This is a genomic window from Bradyrhizobium sp. AZCC 1610, assembly GCF_036924515.1.
GTDB lineage: Bacteria > Pseudomonadota > Alphaproteobacteria > Rhizobiales > Xanthobacteraceae > Bradyrhizobium.
Genome location: NZ_JAZHRR010000001.1, coordinates 2,163,684 through 2,186,428, shown reverse-complemented (window position 1 = coordinate 2,186,428; position 22,745 = coordinate 2,163,684). Strand labels below are relative to the sequence as shown.

Sequence of the window (22,745 nt, the reverse complement as noted above, 5' to 3'; positions counted from 1 at the left end):
GTAGCCATCTTGCATTAATCCTTCGGCGTAAGCCGCTGAAGGATTAGAGCATGAGCAGGATGACCCCCAAGGAGATGGCCAGCCGGATCGGCGATGGCCTGCTGTCGTTCCCCGTCACACCGTTTCGGCCCGACAACGTGTTCGACGAGATCCGCTACCGCTCCAATCTCGATTGGCTGTGCGGCTATGACGTGGCGGGCCTCTTTGCCGCCGGCGGCACCGGCGAATTCTTCTCGCTGAGCCCGGCCGAGGTCGCGAAGGTGGTGGCAACGGCCGTGAGCGAGACCAAGGGCCGCGTGCCGGTCCTCGCCGGGATCGGCCACGGTACGGCGGTGGCGACGCAACTCGCTATTGCGGTCGAGGCGGCTGGCGCCGACGGCGTGCTGCTGCTGCCGCCCTATCTGGTCTTCTCCGAACAGGAAGGGCTGGCGGCCCATATCGAGGCGGTGTGCAACGCCACAAAGCTCGGCGTCATCGTCTACAACCGTGACAACGCGATCGTGAACGAGGATACGCTTGAGAGACTGTGCCAGCGCTGTCCCAACCTCGTTGGCTACAAGGACGGCATCGGCGACATCGAGCTGATGACGCGCATCCATCTGCGCATGGGCGACCGGCTGACCTATATCGGCGGGTTGCCCACGGCCGAGACCTTTGCACTGCCTTATCTGGAAGTGGGCGTAACCACCTATTCCTCCGCGGTATTCAACTTTGTCCCGCAGTTCGCGACCAAGTTTTACGCGGCCGTGCGCCGTCGCGACCGCGAGACGGTGCAGGCGGGACTGCGCGACTTCATCCTTCCCTTGATCGCGATCCGCAATCGCAAGCGCGGCTATGCCGTCTCGATGATCAAGGCCGGCATGAAGGTGATCGGCCGTGACAGCGGTCATGTCCGTTCACCCCTGACGGACCTGACGCCGGCCGAGACCGAGGAACTGGCGACGCTCATCGCGCGTCTCGATACGTGCGAGTTCGCAAAGCGCGAACCGGCGGCCGCCTAGCCAGCCGCCCTATCGTCGCTGGTTATAGACATCGAGGCAGACGGCGCCGAGCAGCACCAGCCCTTTGATCACCTGCTGGTAGTCGATGCCGATGCCAAGGATGGACATGCCGTTGTTCATGACTCCCATGATCATGGCCCCGATCACCGCGCCGCCGACCCTGCCGACACCGCCATAGGCCGACGCGCCGCCGATGAAACAGGCCGCGATGACGTCGAGCTCGAAGCCGGCGCCGGCCTTCGGCGTCGCGGTATTGAGCCGCGCGGCGAACACGAGGCCGGCCAATGCGGCCAGCACCCCCATATTGACGAAGGTCAGAAACGTCAGCCGTTCGGTCTTGATGCCGGACAGGCTCGCGGCCCTGGCGTTGCCGCCGATGGCGTAGATGTGGCGGCCAATCACCGTGCGGGTGGTGACGAAGCCATAGAGCGCGATCAGCGCCGTCATGATCACCAGCACGTTGGGCAGGCCGCGATGCGAGGCGATCAGGCCGGCGAAGAACACGATCACGGCGAACAGCACCGCGCTCTTGGCGACGAAGAAGCCAAAGGGCTCGACTTCGATGCCGTGCGACGCCTGCCGTGCCCGGCCCTTCGCGCTGGTATAGAGCAGCGCCACCGCCAACACGGCACCAATCAACAGCGAGGTGGGATAGAGCGTGCCGGCGCCGGGAAACAGTTCCGGGATGAAGCCGGAGGACAGTTTCTGGAAGGTCGGCGGAAACGGTCCGACCGACTGGCCCGCCAGGATGGCGAGCGCAAGCCCCTTGAACACCAGCATGCCGGCCAGCGTCACGATAAAGGACGGAATCTTGAAGTATGCAACCCAATAGCCCTGTGCGGCGCCGATCGCCGCGCCGACGAGCAGGCAGGCGACGAAGGCGAGCGGATAGGCAATGTGATAGCGCACCATCAGCACCGCGGCGACGGCGCCGACGAAGCCCGCGACCGAGCCGACCGACAGGTCGATATGGCCGGTGACGATGATCAGCAGCATGCCGAGCGCCATGATCACGATGTAGCTGTTCTGCAGCACCAGATTGGTCAGGTTGAGTGGCTGCAGCAGCGTGCCATCGGTCATGACCTGGAAGAACAGCATGATCGCAAACAGCGACAGCAGCATGCCGTAATTGCGCAAATTGTTCTTGATGAAACCGGTGTGCCCGGGCAGCGCAACCGCCTTGTCGGTCATGGCCGCAAATCTCCCTGAAGTACCTTCTTGTCGATTTCCTTGTTGCGCATGATGGCGCGCATGATCCTTTCCTGCGTGGCCTCGGCGGCGGCGAATTCTCCGACGAAGGCGCCGTCATTCATCACGCAGATGCGGTCGCAGACGCCGAGCAGTTCCGGCATTTCCGACGAGATCATCACCACCCCCTTGCCGGCCTCGGCAAGCTCGTTGATGATACAATAGATTTCGTATTTTGCCCCGACATCGATGCCGCGCGTAGGCTCGTCGAGGATTAGTACTTTCGGATCGGTCATCAGCCATTTCGACAGCACCACCTTCTGCTGATTGCCGCCGGAGAGCTGGCCGGTCTCCTGATAGACGTCGGAACACCTGATCCGCATCCGATTGCGGTAATCGCTCGCAACGCGCAATTCGGACATGTCATCGATCATGCCTTGGCGCGCCACGCGGCCGAGGCTTGCCAGCGTGATGTTCTTGCGGACGTCGCTGTCCAGAATCAGGCCGAGTTGCTTGCGATCCTCGGTGACGTAAGCGAGGCCAGCATCGATTGCCGCCGCCACGCTCGACAGGTTGACTTCCCTTCCATCGAGCCAGATGCGTCCGCTGATCCGGTCCCCCCAGGCGCGGCCGAACAGGCTCATGGCGAATTCGGTGCGGCCGGCGCCCATCAGCCCCGCGATCCCGACCACCTCTCCGCGCCGGACCTCGAAATCCACGCCCTTGATTGTCAGGCGATCCCTGTGCTGCGGATGATGCACCGTCCAGTCCTGCACGGCGAACACCGGTGCGCCGATCGTGGCGGTGCGTTGCGGAAAGCGATGGGCAAGGTCGCGATCGACCATGCTGCGGATAATCCGGTCCTCTTCCACCGGCTCAGCCCGGCAATCGATGCTGTCGACGGTGCGGCCGTCGCGCAGCACCGTGATCCGGTCGGCGACGCGCGCGACCTCCGACAATTTGTGCGAGATCAGGATCGAGGCGATGCCTTGCGCGCGGAATGCAAGCAGGCGATCCAGGAGCGCAGCGCTGTCGTTCTCGTTCAGACTGGCGGTCGGCTCGTCGAGGATCAATAGTCGCACCCGCTTGGACAAGGCCTTGGCAATTTCCACCAATTGCTGCTTGCCGACGCCAAGATCGGTCACCAGCGTATCGGGCATCTCGGTGAGGCCGACCTGGCCGAGCAATTCCTGGGTCCGGCGGTAGACCGTGTCGCGGTCGATCACGCCAAGGCGCGAGGGCGGATGCGACAGGAAGATGTTCTCCGCGATCGACATCAGCGGAATCAGCGCCAGCTCCTGATGGATGATGATGATGCCCAGCGCCTCGGAATCATTGACGTCGCGAAAGCGCCGCTCCTCACCGTCGAAGATGATGCTGCCTTCGTAATCGCCATAGGGGTAGACGCCGCTGAGAACCTTCATCAGGGTCGACTTGCCGGCGCCGTTCTCGCCGACCAGCGCATGGATCTGGCCCGCCTCCACCGTGAAGTTGACATCGCGCAGGGCCTGAACCCCAGCAAAGCTCTTGCTAACGCCGCGCATTTCGAGAATTGCAGTCATCGCGCTATCACGTCCATGATCTATCCGTCCCGCAACGGCAGGATACACGCAGGTGGCGGCGCCGGTCGTCACCGGCGCCGCCGTTCGTCTTAGTCGAACTGCGAACGCTTGTAGTAGCCGCTGTCGATCAGCACCTTCTCCCAGTTGCTCTTGTCGACGACGACAGGCTTCAGGAGATAGGAAGGCACCACCTTGACACCGTTATTGTAGGTCTTGGTATCGTTGACGGTCACTTCCTTGCCGCTGAGCGAGGCGTCCACCATGTCCGCGGTGACGCGGGCGAGATCGCGGGTATCCTTGAAGATGGTCGAATACTGCTCGCCGCGCTGCATCGACTTGATCGAGGGCACCTCGGCATCCTGCCCGCTGACGACAGGCATCGGCATGTTGCCGCTGCCATAGCCGACGCCCTTCAACGAAGAGAGAATGCCGATGGACAGGCCGTCATAGGGAGAGAGCACGGCATCGACCCGCTTGCGGCCGTAGAACGCACTCAGGAGGTTGTCCATCCGCGCCTGGGCTGTGGCGCCGTCCCAGCGCAGGGTCGAAACCTTGTCCATGCCCTTCTGGCCGCTGCCGATCACCAGCTTGCCGCTGTCGATATAAGGCTGCAGCACCGACATCGAGCCATTGTAGAAGAAATAAGCGTTGTTATCGTCCGGCGAGCCGCCGAACAATTCGATATTGAAGGGCCCCTTGCCTTCCTTCAGCCCCAGCCTCTGCTCGATCGACTGCGCCTGCAGCACGCCGACCTGGAAATTGTCGAAAGTGGCGTAGTAGTCGACATTGGGCGTATCACGGATCAATCGATCATAGGCGATGACCGTGATCCCCTTGGCCTTGGCCTGCTTCAGAACGTCGGACAGCGTGGTGCCGTCGATCGCCGCGATCACCAGCACCTTGGCGCCCTTGGTGACCATGTTCTCGACCTGCGAGAGCTGGTTCGGAATGTCGTCCTCGGCATATTGCAGGTCGGTGCCGTAGCCGCGCTCCTTCAGGATTTTTACGATGTTGTTGCCATCGTCGATCCAGCGTGCCGACGATTTGGTCGGCATGGCGATCCCGACGGTCCCCTTGCTCTGGGCGAAAGCGCCGGTCACCGCCGTTGCGGCCATGGTTGCTGCCAGCGCAAAGGCCGACAATGTGATCTTCAGACTAGTCATGCTTCACTCCCTTGATCATCGAGGATCTATGGTTCCTGGATCGTCAGACCGCTGAATGCGGTTCTTGAAACTCAGTCGTTCTGCGCGTTTGTGCGCGCCTCATTCCTCCATCAACCCGTTGCAAGTTTAACGTCTGGTTCAGGTCGGCCACGCGCGGCGGCGTCGAGCACGAAGGTGCGGCCATGATCGGGATCGGCACGTTTCGCTTCCTCGGCCATTCCCTGCCAGGCCGAGGTGACGAGCAGGCGTGAGAGATCCTGCCCGACAAAAGCAGGGCAGCTCGACTGCCGTGCCGGGACGCGGAGCGTGCGCAGATGCTCGCCTTGCGGGCTGTAGACGTCAATGCAGCCGCCGCCCCAGCGCGCATTCCAGATCAGTCCGTCGGCATCGACCACTGCACCGTCGATGCCGCCGCCGCCCCGCCGGGTGACCAGCGCGGCAGGCGCGCCGCGCGGCAGGCCGGTCGCCGCATCGAGATCGACGCGAAACAGCACATTCTGCCCTGTATCAGCAAAATAGCCGACAGTTCCGTCCGGCGAGAAGCAGATCGCATTCGGGATCGTGATGTGGTCATAAAGGCGCGACAGCTCACCGCGATGCAGCGCATAAATGGCGCCCAGTCCCCGCTCGGCCTGGCGGCCCATGGTGCCGATCCAGAACGTGCCGGACGGATGAACCCGGGCATCGTTCGAACGCGTTGCGGCATTGCCGGCTTCGAGCGGACAGAACAGCGTCATCCGCCCATCCGCCGGCTCACGTATATAGAGACCATCGTCGGCGACGAGGAGCTGACGATGCGCGTCGATACGCCCAAGCGCGCTGCCCATCACGCCGAGCGAATGGATGGTGGTGCGGCCGGTGTCGAGCCGCGCCTCGAACAGCCGGCGTTCGAGGATATCGAACCACCAGGCCGTGTCGGTGGTGGCGTCGTAGGTCGGGCCCTCGCCAAGATGGCATCGCTCGCCACAGAGAACGGCCGTCGGTACCGCTTCCATTTCGTCGTCATTGATCATCGCCCGCCCTCTCAGGCACTCTACCACGGATTGTGTCCCGATTGCGGAGTCGCCTCTCGCCAGTGCCGCTCTGTTGGTTGGCAGGTACATCGCTTGTTCCGTCATCAGGCATGCGTAAAACGGTATAGCGTGGTGTGACGATAGACTTCGCCCGGCAACAGGCGTGCTGTCGGGAAATCGGGCCGGTTTGGCGTATCGGGCCACGCGTGCGGCTCGAGACAGATGGCGTCGGACTGCCGGTAAAGGCGGCCGCCCTTTCCGGCGGTCGAGCCATCGAGAAAGTTTCCGGAATAGACCTGCAAGCCGGGCTGATTGGTGAACAGTTCGAGCACACGGCCGGAACCCGGAGCAGCAAGCCGCGCAGCGAAACGAGGCTCGTCGCCTGGCGGCGCGAGGCAGAAATTATGGTCATAGCCGCGGCCGAGGCGGAGCTGCGGATGGTCGTCGCGAATCCGCGCGCCGATCTCGACACCTGCACGGAAGTCGAACGGCGTGCCGGCCACCGCACAAGGCGGCTGCGGCAGCGGGATCGCGCCGGCATCAATGGCGAGAAAATGATCGGCGGCGACGGTGAGGTGATGATCGAGGATGCTGCGGCCCGAGGATGCGCCAGCCAAGTTGAAAAAGCTGTGGTTGGTGAGATTGACCACGGTGGGGCGATCGGTCCGCGCCGCCATGTCGAGCCGAAGCTCCATCGGTCCGGCCAGGCGCCAGGTCAGCTCCACTTCCAGCGCGCCGGGATAACCCTCTTCGCCATCGGGACTGGTGCGCGCAAGCGTTACGGCCGGACGATCTCCATCCTCGATCGCGACGATCGTCCAGTTGCGGCGGTCGAAACCTTCCAGCCCGCCATGCAACGCATTGGGCCCGTTATTTGCCGCGAGTTGCACCTCAGTGCCGTCGAGCGTGAAGCGCGCCCCCGCGATACGGTTGGCATAGCGCCCTACGGTGGCGCCAAAGAACTGCCGGCGGGCGAGATATCCCTCGAACGCCTCATGACCGAGCACGATGTCGTCACGGCGTCCGGCGGCATCCGGCACCAGCAATGCCTGCAGCGACGCGCCGTAGGTCATGATGCGCGCTTCCAGTCCGTCCGCGGCCTGCAAGGTCACGCGTTCGACTTCGCTGCCGTCAGGCAGCAGCCCGAAGGTAGAGCGCGCAACGCGAGGAATGGACGACACGTTCATGCCGCCTCCTCGAATGGCTCAACCGTGCGGCGCCGCCCCAGCAGAAACGCGTCGGCGACGAGTTGGAGCGGCGCGAGATCGACATCGGCCTCGCCGGTTGCACAGAGTTCGCGGAAGCGGCGATAGAGCCCGGCATATTCGGCGTCGGGAGCATCGACGAGCTGCTTGCCTCCTGCTCGCAACCTTGCCCCACCCATGGAGAGCGTGACCGGGCCACCATCGGTGTCGAGATCAATGTCCCAGCTCTGCGGGCCGGTCTGGCGGAAATCGAATTCGGCCGTGATCTTCAACCCCTGCGCATCGCTGAGTGCAAGGCTGGCTGCGATCGGCGCGTCGCGATTGGCGGGGAATGCGAGATCGGCCGACGTCACGAACAAGGGCTGCGGCAGAATGCGGGTCAGGATCGAAAGCGCGTTGATGCCGGGGTCGAACACGCCGAGCCCGCCCGGCTCAAAGATCCAGGCCTGCCCCGGATGCCAAACCCGCACGTCTTCCCTCCAGGCAATTTTGACTGATGTGACCTGCCGGCCGGCGAGCAATAGCCGCGCCGGCTCGACCGCGGGAGCGAACCGCGAGTGCCACGTGGCGAACAGCGTGCGTTGCGCGGCCCTCGCAGCGGTCACGAGCGGATTGATTTCAGCTACCGTCGCGCCCGGCGGCTTTTCCAGCATCACGTGCTTGCCGGCGGCAAGCGCCATCGCCGCCTGCGCGTGACGAACCTGCGGCGGGGTGCACAGCGCCACCGCGTCGATCGGCGGACCGTCGCGCAGCAGTTCATCGAGCGTCGCCGCATGCGGCACGCCGGCAAGCGAGGCATTGCGGCTGGCGACGGCAACCAGCTCCACGCCATCGGTCGCAGCGATCGCCGGCACATGCTGGTCGCGCGCGATCTTGCCGAAGCCGACGATGGCGACGCGAAGCGGGCTCATGATTGCTCTCCAGACTCGACGGCCGCGGGGGTCGCAGGCACAGTGCCGGACGATGCCGGCGTTCCCTCATGACGGCGCAATCCATTGTGGATCACCTCGGCCATGGCGACGGTCGCCGCCTCGGCATCGCCGCTCTCGATCGCATCGACAATGCGCTGGTGCCACAGCAGCACCGTCTCGCGGTCCTGCGTCTCGACCGGCGCGCTGAGCAGGAACGAGGCGCGCAGCGCCGCCTCGATGACGTTGCCGATCGAACGCATGAACAAATTGCCGGAGGCGTTGGCGACGGCCAGGTGCAGGGCAAGATCGCCATCGGCAAAACCAACGGTGTCGGAGGCCTCCGCCCGCATTCGCGCCATGCTCCGGCGGAGTTCGGCGATGTCGGCCTCCGAGCGGCGGCCAGCCGCGAGCGCGGCGGCGCGCGGTTCGACCGCGAGCCGGATTTCGGCGAGATCGTTGAGGAAGCGCCGGTCGATGCCGGCATCGAGATGCCAGGCCAGCACGTCGGCATCGAACATGTTCCAGGCGCCGCGCTCGCGCACCACGGTGCCGACCCGCGCCTTGGTGGTGAGCAGCCCCTTTGCAACCAGGGTCTTGACGCTCTCGCGCAACACCGGCCGCGACACGCCGAACATCGCCGTGAGTTCGGCATCGCCCGGAAGGCGTCCGCCTTCGGCGTAACGGCCGGCGATGATGTCGACGCCGATGCTGCGGGCAACCTCGGCGTGGTTGGAATGCGCGCGCCGCGTCGGGATGACGACAAGCCGGGACGTCATGATTTGAGGACTCCTGCCTTACGGGGGCCGGCGCGGCGGGCGATGCCCAGCATGGCCTGCTGCAGGGCGATGAAAGCGAAAAGAAGAACACCGGTCACGATCTTGGTCCACCAGCTCGACAAGGTTCCATCGAAATTGATGTAGGTCTGGATCAGGCCCTGAATCAGCACGCCGAGCAACGTGCCGACCACCGACCCCTGCCCGCCGGTCAGCAAGGTGCCGCCGATCACCACAGCCGCGATGGAATCGAGTTCGACGCCCACCGCCGACAGAGAGTAGCCCGCCGCAGTGTAGAAGGAGAACACAATGCCGGCGAGCCCGGCAAGGACGCTCGACAGCATGTAGATGCGCACCGTCATGGACCCGACCGGAATGCCCATCAGGGCCGTGGTCGCGCGGCTGCCGCCGAGCGCATAGACGTTGGCCCCGAAGCGGGTGAAATGCAGCAGCACGGCTCCTGCCGCGACCACCGCGAGCATGATAAGGGCGATGGCGGTGAGCCGGCCTCCCCCGGGCAGCCGCAGTGCGAAATCCGACACCTTCGAATAGAGCGGCGCTGATATCGGCGTCGATTCCGTCGACATCAGGAAGCTGGCGCCGCGGGCGAGGAACATGCCCGCCAGCGTGACGATGAACGGTGGCATGTCGAAGAAATGGATGACGGCGCCCATGGCCGCGCCAAAGGCGGCGCACAGCAGCAGGATTGCGGCGAAGGCTATCAGCGGCGGCATGCCGAGTCGCTCGATCGCCAGCGCGACGAACACGGTGGTGAAGCCGATCACCGAGCCGACCGACAGGTCGATGCCCCCGGAAATGATCACGAAGGTCATGCCGGCGGCGACGATGCCGAGAAAGGCGTTGTCGGTCAGCAGATTGGCGGCCACGCGGGTGGAAGCGAAATTGGGAAATTGCGCGGTGCAGAGCGCAAATCCAACGACGAACACCATGGCCGTGATCGCGGCCGGCGGCAGACTCCTCATTGGCGGGCCCTCCCCAGCACGGCCCCGGCGTTGGCGAAGCGCGGCGACTGCAGCAGCAGAACGACCAGCACGACGGCCGCCTTTACCACGAGATTGAACTCCGGCGGATAACCCGACAGCAGGATACCCGTGTTCATGGCCTGGATGATCAGCGCGCCGACCATCGCCAGCACCAGGCTGAAGCGCCCACCGAACAGCGAGGTGCCGCCGATCACCACCGCAAGAATGGCGTCGAGCTCGAGCCAGAGGCCGGCATTATTGGCATCCGCGCCCATGATATCGGCGGCGGCGATGACGCCGGCGAGTGCCGCACACAGGCCGCACCAGACATAGACCGCGAGGATCATGCCGCGCGTGCCGATCCCGGCGAGTTCGCTTGCCCTTGCGTTGCCGCCGGTCGCCTCGATCAACAGGCCGAGCGCAGAGCCTCGGACCACCGCGCCCGTGACGATCAACATGCCGAGGACGACCACCACCGGCGCCGGCACGCCGAGCACCGAGCCGTTGCCGAGCCAGACCAGGTCGGGCGCGGTGAAGGTGACGATCCGCCCTTCGGTAATGAGCTGCGCGACGCCGCGGCCGGCCACCATCAGGATCAAGGTGGCGACGATCGGCTGGATGCCGAGCACGGCAACGAGAGAAAGCCGTTCCACAGCCCGCATAGCAGCCCGGCGCCGAGGGCTGCGGCGAGCGCCAGCGGCAGTCCGTGGGCGTCGGCCAGGCTCGCGGCAATGGCGCCTGATATCGCCATCACCGCGCCAACCGACAGATCGATGCCCCGCGTGGCGATGACCAGCACCATGCCGAGCGCAAGCAGCGCGACCGGCGCCCCGCGGTTCAAGACGTCGATCAGGCTGCCGAACAGCCGCCCGTCCTGCATCCGCAGATCGAAGAATTGCGGCGAGACGGCGCGGTCGACCGCGAGGATCACCAGCAAGGCGATGATCTGGGCAAGGCCACGGCGTTGCAGCAGTCTTGGCATCATGGCTGTCCGGCTCCCGCGCCGGCAGTGCCGGCGACAGCGATCGCTGCTAGAATATTCGAGACGTCGATGGCTTCCCCTTCCAGCTCATCGACATGGGCGCGATCGCGCAGCACAACCACCCGGTCGGAATAGGTCACGATCTCGTCGAGCTCGGAAGAAATCACCAGCAGCGCCAGGCCGTCGTCGCACAATTCACGGATCAGGCGAATGATCTCGGCATGGGCGCCGACATCGATGCCGCGAGTCGGCTCGTCCAGCACCAGAAGGCGCGGCGCGGTGGCAAGCCATCGAGCGAGAAGTACCTTCTGCTGGTTGCCGCCGGACAATAGCCCGATCGGGCGCTCCGGCTCCGGCGGGCGGATGTCGAGCAGCCCAATGAAACGCATGGCGATCTCGTCCTGCTCGGCGCGAGACAGCGGCTTTGCGAGGCCGCGCTTGGCCTGCAGCGCCAGCACGATGTTTTCGCGCACGGTGAGATCGGCAATGATGCCCTCGGTCTTGCGTTCTTCGGGGCAATAGCCGAAGCCGTGGGCAACCGCATCGCGTGGCGACTGCAGGCGGACCGGCTTGCCTTCGACGGTAGCGCTGCCGCTGTCGGCGCGCTCGGCGCCAAACACCAGCCGAGCGGTTTCGGTGCGCCCCGATCCGAGCAGGCCCGCCAGACCAACCACCTCACCGCGGCGGAGCGCGAGATCGAACGGCGCGACATAGCCGGCCTTGCCATAGTTTTCGAAGCGCGCGCAGATCTCCCCCACCTGCCGCACCTGCGCCGCTGCGCGCTCGCTGGTCGTCTCGGCGAGTTCGCGGCCGAGCATCATGCGGATCAATTCGATCCGCGGCAGTTCGGCGGTCGTCCGCTCGCCGATCAACCGGCCGTTGCGCAGGACCGTGATGCGGTTGCAGATTTCATAGACCTGATCGAGAAAATGCGTGACGAAGACGACGCCGATGCCGCGCTGCGCGAGCTTGCGCATCACCGCGAAAAGGATCTCGACCTCGTGGCGATCGAGGCTCGCGGTCGGCTCGTCGAGGATCAGTACCCGCGCCGACTGGTTGACGGCGCGCGCGATCGCGGTGATGTGCTGAACCGCGACCGAATAGTTTCCGAGCGGCTCAGCGACGTCGATATGCAGGTCGAACTCCGCAAGCAGTTCGGTGGCGCGGCGGCGCATCTCGGCCTCACGCACCAGACCGAATCGCGTCGGCTGCCGTCCGAGATAGAGGTTTTGCGCCACCGACAGGTTCAGCAGCAGATTGACCTCCTGATAGACGGTCGCAATCCCCGCATCGACCGCGGCCTTGGCCGAGCGCGGCGCGACCTCGGCACCGTCGAGCCGGACGATGCCGGCGTCGCGCGGGAACACACCGGTCACCGCCTTGATCAGGGTGGACTTGCCCGCGCCGTTCTCGCCGAGCAGCGCGTGAATTTCGCCGGCCCGCAAGGTGAAATCCACCTCCTGCAGGGCCCGCAGCGTGCCAAAACTCTTGCTCAGGCCGCGCACTTCCAAGAGAGCGGGGCCAGGGTCGGAACTTGCATTCATGCCGACATCACTCCCACCGACATTCGCGTCGAACGCGAATGCCCGGCATGTTCGCCTTAGGAGGCGGATTCGCCGAGAAGGCTTTTGCCGCCGGGCCCGTTCAGGACCCGGCGGCACGACTTAAGGCCGATCAGTAGCCAAGGCCTTTCTTGCTGTCATAGATCTTCTGCGGATCGTCGGCAGCCGTATAGAGATTCGACTCCGTCTGGATCCACTTCGGCGGCACCGTTCCCTTCGCCTTGAAGGCCATGATGGCGTCGAGCGCCGGACCCGCCATGTTCGGCGTCAACTCCACGGTGGCGTTTGCCTCACCGGCCGCGATCGCCTTGAAGATGTCAGGCACCGCATCGATCGACACCGTCAGGACGTCCTTGCCCGGCTTGAGGCCGGCTTCCTTCATCGCCTGGATCGCACCGACCATCATGTCGTCGTTATGGGCGTAGACCGCGCAAATCGTCTTGCCGCCGCCTTCGGCCTTGATGAAGCTCTCCATCACCTCCTTGCCCTTGGCGCGGGTGAAGTCGCCGGTCTGGCTGCGCACCACCTTGAGGTTGGCGTTCTTGGCGATGACGCCGTCAAAGCCCTTCTTGCGATTGGTCGCGACGCTCGCGCCAACCGTGCCCTGCAGCTCGACGACATTGCATGCCTTCCCCGCCACGGCCTTCGCCAGCCATTCGCCGGCAACGGCACCTTCATGCACGCTGTCCGAGGTGACCGCGGTTAGATAAAGCTCCTTGCCCGAAGGATCGATGTCGCGATCGAGCAGCACGACCGGAATCTTGGCTTCCTTCGCCTCCTTCAACACCGCGTCCCAGCCGCTCGACACGACAGGTGCGAGGAAGATCGCGTCGACGCTTTGGGCGATGAAGGACCGGATCGCCTTGATTTGGTTCTCTTGCTTCTGCTGGGCGTCGGCGATCTTAAGCGTGACCTTGCGCTTGGCGGCTTCCGATTTGGAGACGGAGGTCTCCGCCGCCCGCCAGCCGGATTCGGATCCGATCTGCGAAAAGCCGACGGTGAGTTCAGCGGCGGTTGCCGGAAGTGAAAGCGTGATGGCGACCAGGGCGGTGGCCGCAAGGAGGGCTTTGGAGGTCATGAGGCGCGTTCTCCCAAAATGTTGTTCAGGGTGCCTGCATGCCCGAATTTGGTATCAAGGCACCTCTAGAGCTGTCCATTGTCGGCAGCGCGGGCAATATTTCACGGAAGATCGGTCCTGACTAGTAATATTATTTGACTAATAGGTTCCGGCTGACGCCGTCGCCAAGCTAGGATTAATTCCCCATACGGCCGGATATCGAGCTCGTAGCCGCCGGCTTCTTCCCTGAAGGCCGCTTGATAACAGGCGTGGTTTGACCTTGATTGCCTCGATCATGCAGCGCCGCTACGCGTTGTCTGATGCCGCCAGTGAACAAGGATTCGACATGCAGCCCGTCACCGCGAAACCGCTCTACATCCGCATGCAGGCGGACGATAACGTCGCGATCGTCGCGAACCGCGGAGGTCTGCACCCGGGTGCCGAATTTGCCTGCGGGCTGCGGCTGATCGAGCAGATTCCGCAGGGACACAAGGTTGCCCTCACTGACATCAACGAGGGCGAAGTCATTCGCCGCTACGGAGAGGTCATCGGCCATGCCGCGGCGCCGATCGCGAGGGGGAGCTGGGTCAAGGAATCGCTGGTGCAAATGCCCGACGCGCCGTCGTTCGACAATCTGCCGACGCCGAACGGCGACGCGATCAGGCTGCCGCCGCTGGAAGGCTACACGTTCGAAGGCTATCGCAATGCCGACGGTTCGGTCGGCACCCGCAACATCCTCGCGATCTCGACCAGCGTGCAATGCGTCGCCGGCACGGTCGAGTTCGCGCTGGACCGGATCCGCAAGGAGCTGTTGCCGAAATATCCCAACGTCGACGGCGTGGTGGCGATCACGCATGCCTATGGCTGCGGCGTTGCGATCAACGCGCCGGGCGCCGCCGTCCCGATTCGCACGCTGCAGAACCTTGCGCGCAATCCCAATTTCGGCGGCGAGGTGCTGATCGTTGGCCTCGGCTGCGAGAAGCTGCAGCCGGAATTGTTGTTGCCCGAGGGCATGAGCGCCGATGACGAAATCATGCGCATGCAGGACGAAGGCCTCACCGGCTTCGGCGAAATCGTCGAGGAGATCGTGCAGATGGCCGACGCGCGCCTCAAGATATTGAACCAGCGGCGCCGCGAAACCTGTCCGGCGTCGGCGCTGGTGGTCGGCATGCAATGCGGCGGCAGCGATGCGTTCTCCGGTGTGACTGCCAATCCGGCGCTGGGCTTCGCCGCAGATCTCCTGGTACGCGCCGGCGCCACCGTGATGTTTTCCGAAGTAACTGAGGTGCGCGACGCCATTCATCTGCTGACGCCGCGCGCGGCGAACCAGGACGTTGCGGATGCGCTGGTTCGCGAGATGGCCTGGTATGATCGCTATCTTGCCGGCGGCGAGGCCGACCGCAGCGCCAACACCACGCCGGGCAACAAGAAGGGTGGCCTCTCCAACATCGTCGAGAAGGCGATGGGTTCGGTGATCAAGTCAGGCACCAGCCCGATCGCGGGCGTGCTAGCGCCGGGTGAGCGGGTAAGCCAAAAAGGGCTGATTTTTGCGGCAACGCCCGCAAGCGATTTCGTCTGCGGTACGCTGCAATTGGCCTCGGGCATGACGCTGCACGTCTTCACCACCGGCCGTGGCACGCCCTACGGGCTTGCCGCTGTGCCGGTCATCAAGGTCTCGACGCGCAGCGAGTTGAAACAGCGCTGGCACGATTTGATCGACGTTGACGCCGGCAGCATCGCAACCGGCGAAGCAACGATCGAAGACGTGGGCTGGGAGATATTCCGACTCATGCTCGATGTGGCGAGCGGCCGCGAGACCTGGGCCGAACACTGGAAGCTCACCAACTCGCTTGCGCTGTTCAATCCGGGCCCGGTGACCTGACGACGGCTCGGCGCCCGATGGTCGTGGAGTTGCAACCGCCATGGCCCAGCCGATACATGGCTAGGCCGCCACCAGCCTTTCGATCTGCGGTATCGGATGCGAAGTTAATTGCTTCGGAATCTCGCCCACGATCCGATCTGTAACCTCGGCATGAAATGCCTTGCGCAGGTTGCCGAGAATCTTCGCCGGCGCTATCACGACGAGCTTGTCGAAACGATTGTTGTGAGCATGACGGTAGAGCGCTTCTGCGATCTCTCCGGCGAACCGCTCCTTTGCGATGTGGTGCCAGTCAGCCTCCTCTACCGCGCTTCGCGCCGCGCCGACGCTTGAGACGACGCGCCCCGGACGATCAGTGCCCTGCTCGCGAGTTGCCGGATTGTCCTGTTCCAGGATTTGCTCGACTTCGAACTTGACCTGCCGCGCGGTACCTTTGTTGCGCAGAAAGAGCGCCTTTTGGCCGTCGCCGATCAGAACGAGTGCATTGTGAGAGATGGCGGGGGTCGGTTCATTGGTCATTATCGATGCTCCACGCAGGCCAACGCCCGAATCGCGGCGTGGTTGCCTGTGCGACGATGACGCCCAGGCCGATCTCATCGGCCACCATCGGCGCGCCCACTCCGGGCCGATGGAACTCCGGTCTGATTGCTTCCCGCGCCGGAACCAAAGCGAGAGCGATGCTTTGAGCCCCGAGGGCAGCATTCGAATGAGGAGGAACTTAATGAGGAAGATCGCAATCGGCCTGCTGGCCGGCGCGGGTGCGCTCCTGACCGGCAGCGCAAATGCGTCTGACATCTACACCAGCAGCGAATATACGAACTCCGACCTGATACAGCAGGTCCGCATGGTCTGTGACGACGACGGGCGCTGCTATCGCACCCGCGGCCGCAGCCGCGTGATCGTCCGCGATTCATACGCCTATGCACCGCGCGAGCGATATATCGAGCGTCGACGCTATCGCGACTGGGACGAGCCGCGAGCCGGCGTCGGTATCCGCGCCCCCGGCGTGAGCGTGGGCGTCGGCGTCGACAACGACCGCTGGTAAACAGACCAGGAGAAACTCGGCGAGAGACTTCAGCTCAGTCTGAAGCTCTCCGCCGGAGTCGGCAATATTTCATTTGCCGGGCAGGAACGGCGGTCGGCGTGGCCTGTTAGCCGGTGAAGCAACGGCCAAACGGAGAGGCTCACATGAAAGTTTCCGATGTGATGACGCCTGAGGTTCAGCTCTGCACTCCCGATGACACGTTGAAGGACGCCGCGCAGGCCATGGCGGCGCTCGGCGTCGGATTGCTGCCGGTGACCGACAATGACCGCCTGGTCGGCATGATCTCCGACCGCGATATCGCGATCCGCGGTATCGGCATGGGCCGAGGCCCGGAGGGACGGGTCGGCGACGTGATGACGGCCGACGTCAAGTATTGCTACGACGATCAGGATCTCGACGAGGTGAGCGCGAACATGGGTGACATCCAGGTCCGTCGCCTGCCAGTGCTCAATCGCAACAAGCAGCTCGTCGGCATCATTGCGCTGGGCGACATCGCGCTGGTTCAGGGCGGCAACGGCACGGGCGCGGCGTTATACGGAATTTCGCGGCCCGGCGGGCAACATGTACAGGTTTGATCTGCGCAAGCCCGCTTGAATGACCCTGTTGCGAAATGAGCGGCCATGAAGCGCTTTGAGGGGAAGGTCGTCATCGTGACAGGCGCCGCCTCCGGCATTGGCGAGGCCACCGCGCGCGCGCGGCCCCATCTTCTGCTTCCAACGGTCAGCCGCCGCTGGCCTAGCTAGAGCATGATCCGGAAAAGCGGCCACCGGTTTTCCGAAAGATTCATACTCGAATCAAAGAGATAGAACGGGATGACGAGAAGAAACGTCACCAGTGACGCCGCCGTTCTTTTTCACGACGTTACAGGAACCTCGATCAGCCGCTCGCCGTTTTAACGCTCATCATACAGACGGGGGGAATGCCGACGGAGCGGCGAAGACCGATGGCAGCCAAACCCACGTTCCCTCGAAACCGCAAGATGCCGTCCCGAAATCCAGAGCGTTACCGATTCCGTGCGTTCGATGATTTCGGAGATGAACTACTCGACGACTGGATGGTGGCCTATCCGGCCGCCGATCTGGCCCGGTTGGACTGAGCCCTTCAGGACTTCTTCTTCGAACGCTTCTTCGGCACCTTGGCGCCCTTCTTCCGGGCTTCGGACAGGCCGATCGCGGTCGCCTGTTTCCTGCTCTTTACGTTCTTGCCGGATCGGCCGCTCTTCAGCGTGCCGGATTTGCGGCTTCGCAATTCCTCCCACCGGAAAGCGGAGACCCTTTCGAATCATATTTCCGGAAATCATGTGTCAGGGATCAGACAGACGACAAACCGGTTGCAGGCTATTTTTGTAGCGAGGCAACCAATGCTCGCCGCGCTCTCGTGGATGTCGGCGTTGTGTCAGCTGCCTGGCCCGAATGTGATTGGCAAACGTCGGCTTGGGCGCCGGCTATTCGGCGGATACTCGAATGCGCAGAGTGCGGCGCCTCGAAATCCGGTTCGTTGCGGACCCGCTTCGACTCGGGGGAACTGAACCGTTTAACGGATAAGATCAGGCCGCTGGCATGAGTCTGACTGTCATTCGGATTGCAATGCGGATCGGAATATCCTGCGCGTTTATTGCCGTCGGTGCCGTCGGCCTCTTCATTGTCATCAGATATATGGCGTGGGTTGGATGACGCTGCTGCCTCCAATTTTTACCCTGGATATCGGCGGAAGACCCACTCTCGCTTTCGAAGCCAAGAACTTGCGAGAATCCCAGCAACTTTGTCACGAGCATTGGCTGCGTCGCGACATCGCCGGCCTGATGTCGAACGGTTCACCCCTATGGGATGGCAAGGCGCGGCTCCGGGCTCGGCGCTCGACCGAGAATGAAATTGCCACGTATCGGGGGGTCGCGCGGGATGCCGTGCCGACGCAGGGAGACCTGCTGTTGGCCTATCTCGTGAAGCTGGACAACCTCGAAGAAGCGCCGGATCAGGCCTGATACTCACGCACCAATGTCGAATAGCTGCTTTCAGGCGAATGCCGCTGCCTCGCAGGCCAGCGGCATTCGCCAAGGGTTCAAAGGCCGCCAGGCCGAGCGCCGGAATTATTTTTTAGTGCCGGTCCCGGCATTCTCCATGCTGGAAGGGGCACTGCTGGACGAACTGCAGGACTTCATTTTTCCGGTGACCGCTCCCGTCGTCGTTCTTTTTCATGTTCGCGTGCTTGGTGAACCAGCACTCGCGCAAGGGGGTTCCGACGCAAACAAGTGAACGGCCATTAGGCCGAGGCGAGCACGGGAGGTATGGACTGCTGCCGCCTGAATTGTTGATAGGCCGTGATTGCCTTGTTGGCCAGCATCAACCGCCGCCGCTCGCCGTGGCGCACCATCAACTCTATCGTGTCGCTGAGAAAGCGGCCGGCCACCATCGCATCGCCCAACTCCCCGGTACGGTCGAGATAGTCCCAGGCGATTTCAATCGAACTCTCTATCAGCAGGGGCAGCGGTTCCGTCATGTCTACGTCCAACCATTTCTGGGAGAACGTCCGGCGGCAATCTCTGTTCCTGATTCAGCTTGCCGGCGGAAGGCAGGCTTCCCGAAAAGCCGTTACGGTCCTCCTGCAACGGCGCCCGCGATCAGCATCGCCAGATCGTCCAAATCGATCCTACCCTTGACGACGAGGCCGTCGGAGCTCTCAATGCTAAGCGACTGCGGATCATTCGCCGCTTGCCGTTTCAGCTCTGCGACAATCGCCTCCTTCAGTTTGCTCTTCGAGCATTCGCAAGGCCTCCATCCGTCGCCAACGCGCGGCTAATGAGTGTTGGTCTCATGCCACTTTTCCAGATCGGGTTTTGACGATCCCGACCGCTGCTCCTTTTCCGGATTCCCCTTCCAGGGCTTGTCGGTCTGCTTGTGCGATCCCCAGTCCGTCTGCTGGCGCGGATCATCGGCAGGCTTTTCTTTGCTCATTGGACACCTCCAGAATTGGAAGCGGCCAGCACGTCGTTTGGTTCCTGACGAATCTGTGAACTCAGGGTTCCAACGTCCGGAACCGAACAGACAGAGGATGATGCTCCCTCCTAGTCTTTTTGAATGGACAAGAAGAAAGTCGAGGATCGGCCCCAGCGGGACTTGCATATGGAAGCGCTCGTGGCGCTTGAGCAAGCACGAGCCATGCCTCATGGTCCTGCACGAAGCGAAGCTTTGAAGCGCGCTGGTATTCTTCAGTATGCGGCCGACATGCAGGGACTGACGTTCGCCAAACGTGGTCGCCCACCGAAAACCTAACCCGTCCCTTCGATCAGGATTGTCTGCGATGGCAACCGCGAGCGCCGCAGCATGCAAGTGCCTGCCACCTTACCATGCGGTAAGCCGCTGGAACCCGAGAACAGGTCTCAACGTTGCTCTGGCGGGCAGCAAGGAGGCAACGATGGGATTGGCCGAATACATGATCGTTTCCAAGCCGGACGGCTGGACGGTCCTCCATGACGGGACTGCGCAGCACGACTACGACACAAAGGAAGCGGCATTCGAAGCAGCCGTCGCCGCCGCGTCGCTGGCGATCCGCCAGGGCCATGAGGTCCACGTCAGCGTCCCCGGTCGCGAGGCCGGCTACAAGACTGCGCTTGGCGCCAAGAATTCCCAAAACGTACCGTGAAACGCTCGCGCGCGCCGTGGAGCTAAAAATCTGCGGCTGAAATCGACTCCGCGGCGATGCGACTGCAGACTTCGTCGAACGCGGCTTACATCGCCATTACCGTTTCATGATTGAAGGCCCATGCACTCCCTTCGAGAGGCCGCGCGGCTACGGTACAGGGGATCGAATTCGTTTGGCTTCTCACTCTGGTTCTGCCTGTACCGTTCCCGCACGATTTCACCTCCTGCGCGCGTCAATTTAACGGCTCCGGCTGCCCGACCGAGGGGGAACACTGTACTCCAGTCCGCGTTTCCGAGCGTGCAGGTCGATGAACGTCGGGAGAATACCATGAGCGACTTCAGGGACATTCAGCACGGCGTCAACGATCCCGTCGATGGCGTCGACGTAAAGCGAAAATTCAACGACAACCAGACTCCACACGAACGTGCCCAGTCCGCGGCAGACGTCCGCTCCAGCGCCATTCCCGCGTCGGACGAGGAATTCCTGCCGGAAGCGCTGAGGCGCCGGCCGACGGGGCCGCTCAATCCACGGACCGGTCGTCGTCCCAACCCGTAGGCGAGTTGGACGCGCTGTCACCCTATGCGCCGATGGAATCGGCTCACATATCGTAAACAAGATCGTGATAGGTGACGCAGGCCACATTCACGCGTGGCCGTTGGCCGTAATGCGGTGGTGCAAGCCACACTGCATATCGAGCCAACGGAGTTTTCCATGAAGCGTCTGTTGATTTCCGGATTCGTGGCAGTCACCCTGCTCGCTGTCGCAACCACATTGCGTTCGTACTCAATTTCCTATGACCATTCTGGCGTGACCACAGGCGTCGCATCGCCGAAGAAATCTCCGGCCACCGCGAGCGTAAACAAGCTTCCGATCGAGGAGTTCGAGGATATGTCGCTGGTCTTTTCAGCCCCCGCGAAACCTTGATCGAGTCAGGATAGAGCGTTTTCCAGCGAAGTGGAGACCGGTTCGCGTCAAGAAAACGCGTCAAATCAAAAATCTAGAGCCCCGTTCCGATTCCATCGGAACGGAAAAGGCTCTAGTCGCCGCGTCGATCGGTCCTATCGCCTTGTCGCCCGCTCGAGGAATTGCACCAGCGCGGCGCGGTCCTGCTCCGAGCCGATGCGCTGCTCCGGCATCTTGGTGCCGGGCGTGTAGGCCTGCGGCCCGATCTCGAACAGTTTGGAAACCGTCTCCGGCGTCCAGACGATATCGAGCCGCCTGAGTGCTTCGGAAAAATTGTAGCCCGGTGCCGTGGCGATACGCCGGCCGAAGATGCCGGCGAGCGTCGGGCCTGCCCTGTTGGCTTGGTCCGCGGCGAGCGTGTGGCAGGCGACGCAGGCGCGAAAGATTTGCGCTCCGCGATCGCCGGCATAGGGGGCGAGCGGATCTCCCGCCGTCTCCAGCAGAATCGGGTCGACCGGCTCGCCTGTCGCCGCGTTCCAGCGCCGGATGCTGTTATCAGCGCCGCCCGTCAGCAGCGTGCGGCTGTCGGGCAGGAATACCACCGACCAGACCGGCAGGCCCGGACCGACCAGCGTGCGCGTGAGCGTGCGCGCCTTGCGGTCAATCACGGCGACCGTGCCGCCGATGCCCGCGGCAGCAACCAGCGCACCGTCAGGCGAAATCGCAATCGAGATCACCGGCCTTGGCCCTGCCGCAACCTCGCCGGCCCGCGCGCCGCCAGCGGTCAGGAAATAAACCTTGCCGTCGGCGCCGCCGACCGCGATTTCACCATCGGCGGCGGCCACGGCGTTGAGCGGGGTCGGCATCGGAACGACGGTCGGCGTTTGCGCTCCCGACAGTGGCCAGATGCGAACGCTGAGGTCGTAGCTGACGCTGACCAAAGCGCGGCCATCGGCGGTAAACGCCACGCCGTTGACGTTCTGCGTATGCTCATCGAGCACGCGCGGCGCGCCGCCTGCGAGCGGCCAGAGCCGCACCGTGTGATCCCACGAGGCCGATGCGAGCGTTGCGCCATCAGGCGATGCCGCCAGCGCGACGATCGGCGCCGTGTGGCCTTCGAACACCGTGTCGGGCTCTGCCTTGCCCAAAGTCCAGATTGCAATGCGGCCATCGGCACCGGCGGTCGCGGCACGCCCCTCGCCGAGCAGCGCGACCGCGTTGACGGCGTCGGAATGGAAACGAAGTACCTGCTCGGCCGCATTGCGCGTCAGCGACCAGCGGATCGCGGTTGAATCGAAGCTTCCGGAGATCGCGCTTTGCCCGTCGGCCGATATCGCCAGTCCTCGCACCGGCCCGCCATGCCCTCGCAGTTGCGCGAAGGCCGAGGTGGTTCCGATCGACAGAACGATCAACAAGGCCGCAAAGCTCAGAAGCGCGGACCGGCCTCCCCTGGCGAGCGAAGCGTTCGCGGCAATCCTTTGCTGCATCCGCATCGGCCTCAGCGCACGCCCGGCCTGTCGCGGTCGAGGCCTTTAGCCTGGAGGTCGTCAAGATAATCCTGAAAGCGCCGCCCGGCGTTCAAGCCGAGATCGCGCAGAAACGCCCAAGAGTAGATGCCGGTTGAGTGCATGTCATCGAACCCTATTCGGACAGCATAATTGCCGACAGGATCGACGGAAAGAATGGTCACATTACGTTTGCCGCCGACCGTCTTGCGCTCGGCCTCGGAATGCCCCTGCACCTCGGCGGACGGGCTGGTCACCCGAAGCAACTCGGCGGAGAGATCGAAGGCGCGGCCGTCGTCAAAGGCAACGTGCAGCGAGCGGCGGTCCTTCAGCAGGCGAATTTCGACCGGCCACGCCAGCGCGACTTCAGGCAG

26 protein-coding genes and 2 pseudogenes are annotated in these 22,745 nt (G+C 63.5%); 11 read left to right on the top strand and 17 right to left on the bottom strand.

Annotation, left to right across the window (positions count from 1 at the left end; translation table 11 throughout):
- The first annotated feature begins 50 nt into the window (after positions 1-50).
- Positions 51-1,001, top strand: coding sequence for a 5-dehydro-4-deoxyglucarate dehydratase (gene kdgD / locus V1279_RS10400; RefSeq protein ID WP_334435002.1), 951 nt, complete (start codon positions 51-53; stop codon positions 999-1,001).
- Positions 1,002-1,010: 9 nt separating this feature from the next.
- Here the strand turns inward: kdgD and mmsB are convergent, their stop codons facing one another.
- From mmsB to ytfQ, 11 genes and pseudogenes are all read right to left on the bottom strand, one after another.
- Positions 1,011-2,192 carry a multiple monosaccharide ABC transporter permease gene (gene mmsB, locus V1279_RS10395; protein WP_334434999.1) on the bottom strand — a complete coding sequence of 394 codons (1,182 nt, stop codon included), beginning with the start codon at positions 2,190-2,192 and terminating at the stop codon, positions 1,011-1,013.
- Positions 2,189-3,751 carry a multiple monosaccharide ABC transporter ATP-binding protein gene (gene mmsA / locus V1279_RS10390; protein WP_334434996.1) on the bottom strand — a complete coding sequence of 521 codons (1,563 nt, stop codon included), beginning with the start codon at positions 3,749-3,751 and terminating at the stop codon, positions 2,189-2,191. The genes mmsB and mmsA overlap by 4 nt, the downstream gene beginning before the upstream one ends.
- An 89-nt stretch (positions 3,752-3,840) precedes the next feature.
- Positions 3,841-4,914: a multiple monosaccharide ABC transporter substrate-binding protein gene (gene chvE / locus V1279_RS10385; RefSeq protein WP_334434993.1), complete on the bottom strand. Its 1,074-nt coding sequence runs from the start codon at positions 4,912-4,914 to the stop codon at positions 3,841-3,843.
- Between the two features lie 110 nt (positions 4,915-5,024).
- Positions 5,025-5,909, bottom strand: coding sequence for an SMP-30/gluconolactonase/LRE family protein (locus V1279_RS10380; RefSeq protein ID WP_334446313.1), 885 nt, complete (start codon positions 5,907-5,909; stop codon positions 5,025-5,027).
- 122 nt (positions 5,910-6,031) lie between these two features.
- A complete protein-coding gene (locus V1279_RS10375) occupies positions 6,032-7,114 on the bottom strand; it encodes an aldose epimerase family protein (RefSeq protein ID WP_334434991.1) in 1,083 nt (360 codons plus the stop codon).
- Positions 7,111-8,043: a Gfo/Idh/MocA family protein gene (locus V1279_RS10370; RefSeq protein ID WP_334434989.1), complete on the bottom strand. Its 933-nt coding sequence runs from the start codon at positions 8,041-8,043 to the stop codon at positions 7,111-7,113. Before V1279_RS10370 ends, V1279_RS10375 begins: the two co-directional genes overlap by 4 nt.
- Entirely contained in the window at positions 8,040-8,819 is a 780-nt protein-coding gene (locus V1279_RS10365; protein ID WP_334434987.1) for a FadR/GntR family transcriptional regulator, read from the bottom strand. Before V1279_RS10365 ends, V1279_RS10370 begins: the two co-directional genes overlap by 4 nt.
- Positions 8,816-9,799, bottom strand: coding sequence for a galactofuranose ABC transporter, permease protein YjfF (yjfF, locus tag V1279_RS10360; RefSeq protein ID WP_334434985.1), 984 nt, complete (start codon positions 9,797-9,799; stop codon positions 8,816-8,818). The genes V1279_RS10365 and yjfF overlap by 4 nt, the downstream gene beginning before the upstream one ends.
- Positions 9,796-10,781 (bottom strand): annotated as a pseudogene (locus V1279_RS10355) (ABC transporter permease). The gene yjfF and the pseudogene V1279_RS10355 overlap by 4 nt, the downstream one beginning before the upstream one ends.
- Complete coding sequence (locus V1279_RS10350) at positions 10,781-12,325, bottom strand: sugar ABC transporter ATP-binding protein (protein WP_334434982.1); 1,545 nt, start codon at positions 12,323-12,325, stop codon at positions 10,781-10,783. The pseudogene V1279_RS10355 and the gene V1279_RS10350 overlap by 1 nt, the downstream one beginning before the upstream one ends.
- Positions 12,326-12,455: 130 nt before the next feature.
- Complete coding sequence (gene ytfQ / locus V1279_RS10345) at positions 12,456-13,421, bottom strand: galactofuranose ABC transporter, galactofuranose-binding protein YtfQ (RefSeq protein WP_334434980.1); 966 nt, start codon at positions 13,419-13,421, stop codon at positions 12,456-12,458.
- 325 nt (positions 13,422-13,746) lie between these two features.
- Between ytfQ and garD the strand changes: the two genes are divergently transcribed.
- On the top strand, positions 13,747-15,282 hold the full coding sequence (gene garD, locus V1279_RS10340; protein WP_334446311.1) for a galactarate dehydratase: 1,536 nt from the start codon (positions 13,747-13,749) through the stop codon (positions 15,280-15,282).
- 60 nt (positions 15,283-15,342) lie between these two features.
- On the opposite strand, the gene V1279_RS10335 is transcribed toward garD, so the two are convergent.
- Positions 15,343-15,798 (bottom strand): host attachment family protein, encoded by a 456-nt coding sequence (locus tag V1279_RS10335; RefSeq protein ID WP_334434978.1) that lies wholly within the window; start codon positions 15,796-15,798, stop codon positions 15,343-15,345.
- 202 nt (positions 15,799-16,000) lie between these two features.
- Between V1279_RS10335 and V1279_RS10330 the strand changes: the two genes are divergently transcribed.
- The 4 genes and pseudogenes from V1279_RS10330 to V1279_RS10315 all read left to right on the top strand — a co-directional run bounded on the left by V1279_RS10330 (position 16,001) and on the right by V1279_RS10315 (position 17,420).
- Entirely contained in the window at positions 16,001-16,324 is a 324-nt protein-coding gene (locus V1279_RS10330) for a hypothetical protein (RefSeq protein ID WP_334434976.1), read from the top strand.
- A gap of 143 nt (positions 16,325-16,467) precedes the next feature.
- On the top strand, positions 16,468-16,899 hold the full coding sequence (locus V1279_RS10325) for a CBS domain-containing protein (protein ID WP_334434973.1): 432 nt from the start codon (positions 16,468-16,470) through the stop codon (positions 16,897-16,899).
- A gap of 45 nt (positions 16,900-16,944) precedes the next feature.
- Positions 16,945-17,019 (top strand): annotated as a pseudogene (locus tag V1279_RS10320) (SDR family NAD(P)-dependent oxidoreductase); the annotation flags it as partial.
- Positions 17,020-17,267: 248 nt separating this feature from the next.
- Positions 17,268-17,420 carry a hypothetical protein gene (locus V1279_RS10315; RefSeq protein WP_334434971.1) on the top strand — a complete coding sequence of 51 codons (153 nt, stop codon included), beginning with the start codon at positions 17,268-17,270 and terminating at the stop codon, positions 17,418-17,420.
- 5 nt (positions 17,421-17,425) lie between these two features.
- On the opposite strand, the gene V1279_RS10310 is transcribed toward V1279_RS10315, so the two are convergent.
- A complete protein-coding gene (locus tag V1279_RS10310) occupies positions 17,426-17,572 on the bottom strand; it encodes a DUF6496 domain-containing protein (RefSeq protein ID WP_334434969.1) in 147 nt (48 codons plus the stop codon).
- Between the two features lie 421 nt (positions 17,573-17,993).
- Between V1279_RS10310 and V1279_RS10305 the strand changes: the two genes are divergently transcribed.
- Complete coding sequence (locus tag V1279_RS10305; protein WP_334434967.1) at positions 17,994-18,305, top strand: hypothetical protein; 312 nt, start codon at positions 17,994-17,996, stop codon at positions 18,303-18,305.
- Positions 18,306-18,318: 13 nt separating this feature from the next.
- Entirely contained in the window at positions 18,319-18,576 is a 258-nt protein-coding gene (locus V1279_RS10300; protein ID WP_334434965.1) for a hypothetical protein, read from the top strand.
- A 7-nt stretch (positions 18,577-18,583) separates the two neighbouring features.
- Here V1279_RS10300 and V1279_RS10295 read toward each other — a convergent pair whose 3' ends face one another.
- A complete protein-coding gene (locus V1279_RS10295) occupies positions 18,584-18,820 on the bottom strand; it encodes a hypothetical protein (protein WP_334434963.1) in 237 nt (78 codons plus the stop codon).
- A 296-nt stretch (positions 18,821-19,116) separates the two neighbouring features.
- Positions 19,117-19,275 (bottom strand): hypothetical protein, encoded by a 159-nt coding sequence (locus V1279_RS10290; protein WP_334434960.1) that lies wholly within the window; start codon positions 19,273-19,275, stop codon positions 19,117-19,119.
- A 460-nt stretch (positions 19,276-19,735) separates the two neighbouring features.
- Between V1279_RS10290 and V1279_RS10285 the strand changes: the two genes are divergently transcribed.
- The 3 genes from V1279_RS10285 to V1279_RS10275 all read left to right on the top strand — a co-directional run bounded on the left by V1279_RS10285 (position 19,736) and on the right by V1279_RS10275 (position 20,887).
- Entirely contained in the window at positions 19,736-19,963 is a 228-nt protein-coding gene (locus V1279_RS10285; protein ID WP_334434958.1) for a DUF2188 domain-containing protein, read from the top strand.
- 327 nt (positions 19,964-20,290) lie between these two features.
- Complete coding sequence (locus V1279_RS10280; RefSeq protein ID WP_334434955.1) at positions 20,291-20,518, top strand: hypothetical protein; 228 nt, start codon at positions 20,291-20,293, stop codon at positions 20,516-20,518.
- A gap of 93 nt (positions 20,519-20,611) precedes the next feature.
- Positions 20,612-20,887, top strand: a complete 276-nt coding sequence (locus tag V1279_RS10275; RefSeq protein WP_334434953.1) for a hypothetical protein — start codon at positions 20,612-20,614, stop codon at positions 20,885-20,887.
- 134 nt (positions 20,888-21,021) lie between these two features.
- Here the strand turns inward: V1279_RS10275 and V1279_RS10270 are convergent, their stop codons facing one another.
- Together V1279_RS10270 and V1279_RS10265 are read right to left on the bottom strand one after the other, a co-directional pair.
- Positions 21,022-22,353 (bottom strand): c-type cytochrome, encoded by a 1,332-nt coding sequence (locus V1279_RS10270; RefSeq protein WP_334434950.1) that lies wholly within the window; start codon positions 22,351-22,353, stop codon positions 21,022-21,024.
- Between the two features lie 11 nt (positions 22,354-22,364).
- The gene (locus V1279_RS10265; protein WP_334446309.1) at positions 22,365-22,745 is read right to left on the bottom strand and encodes a DUF971 domain-containing protein; all 381 of its coding nucleotides are present in this window, start codon (positions 22,743-22,745) and stop codon (positions 22,365-22,367) included.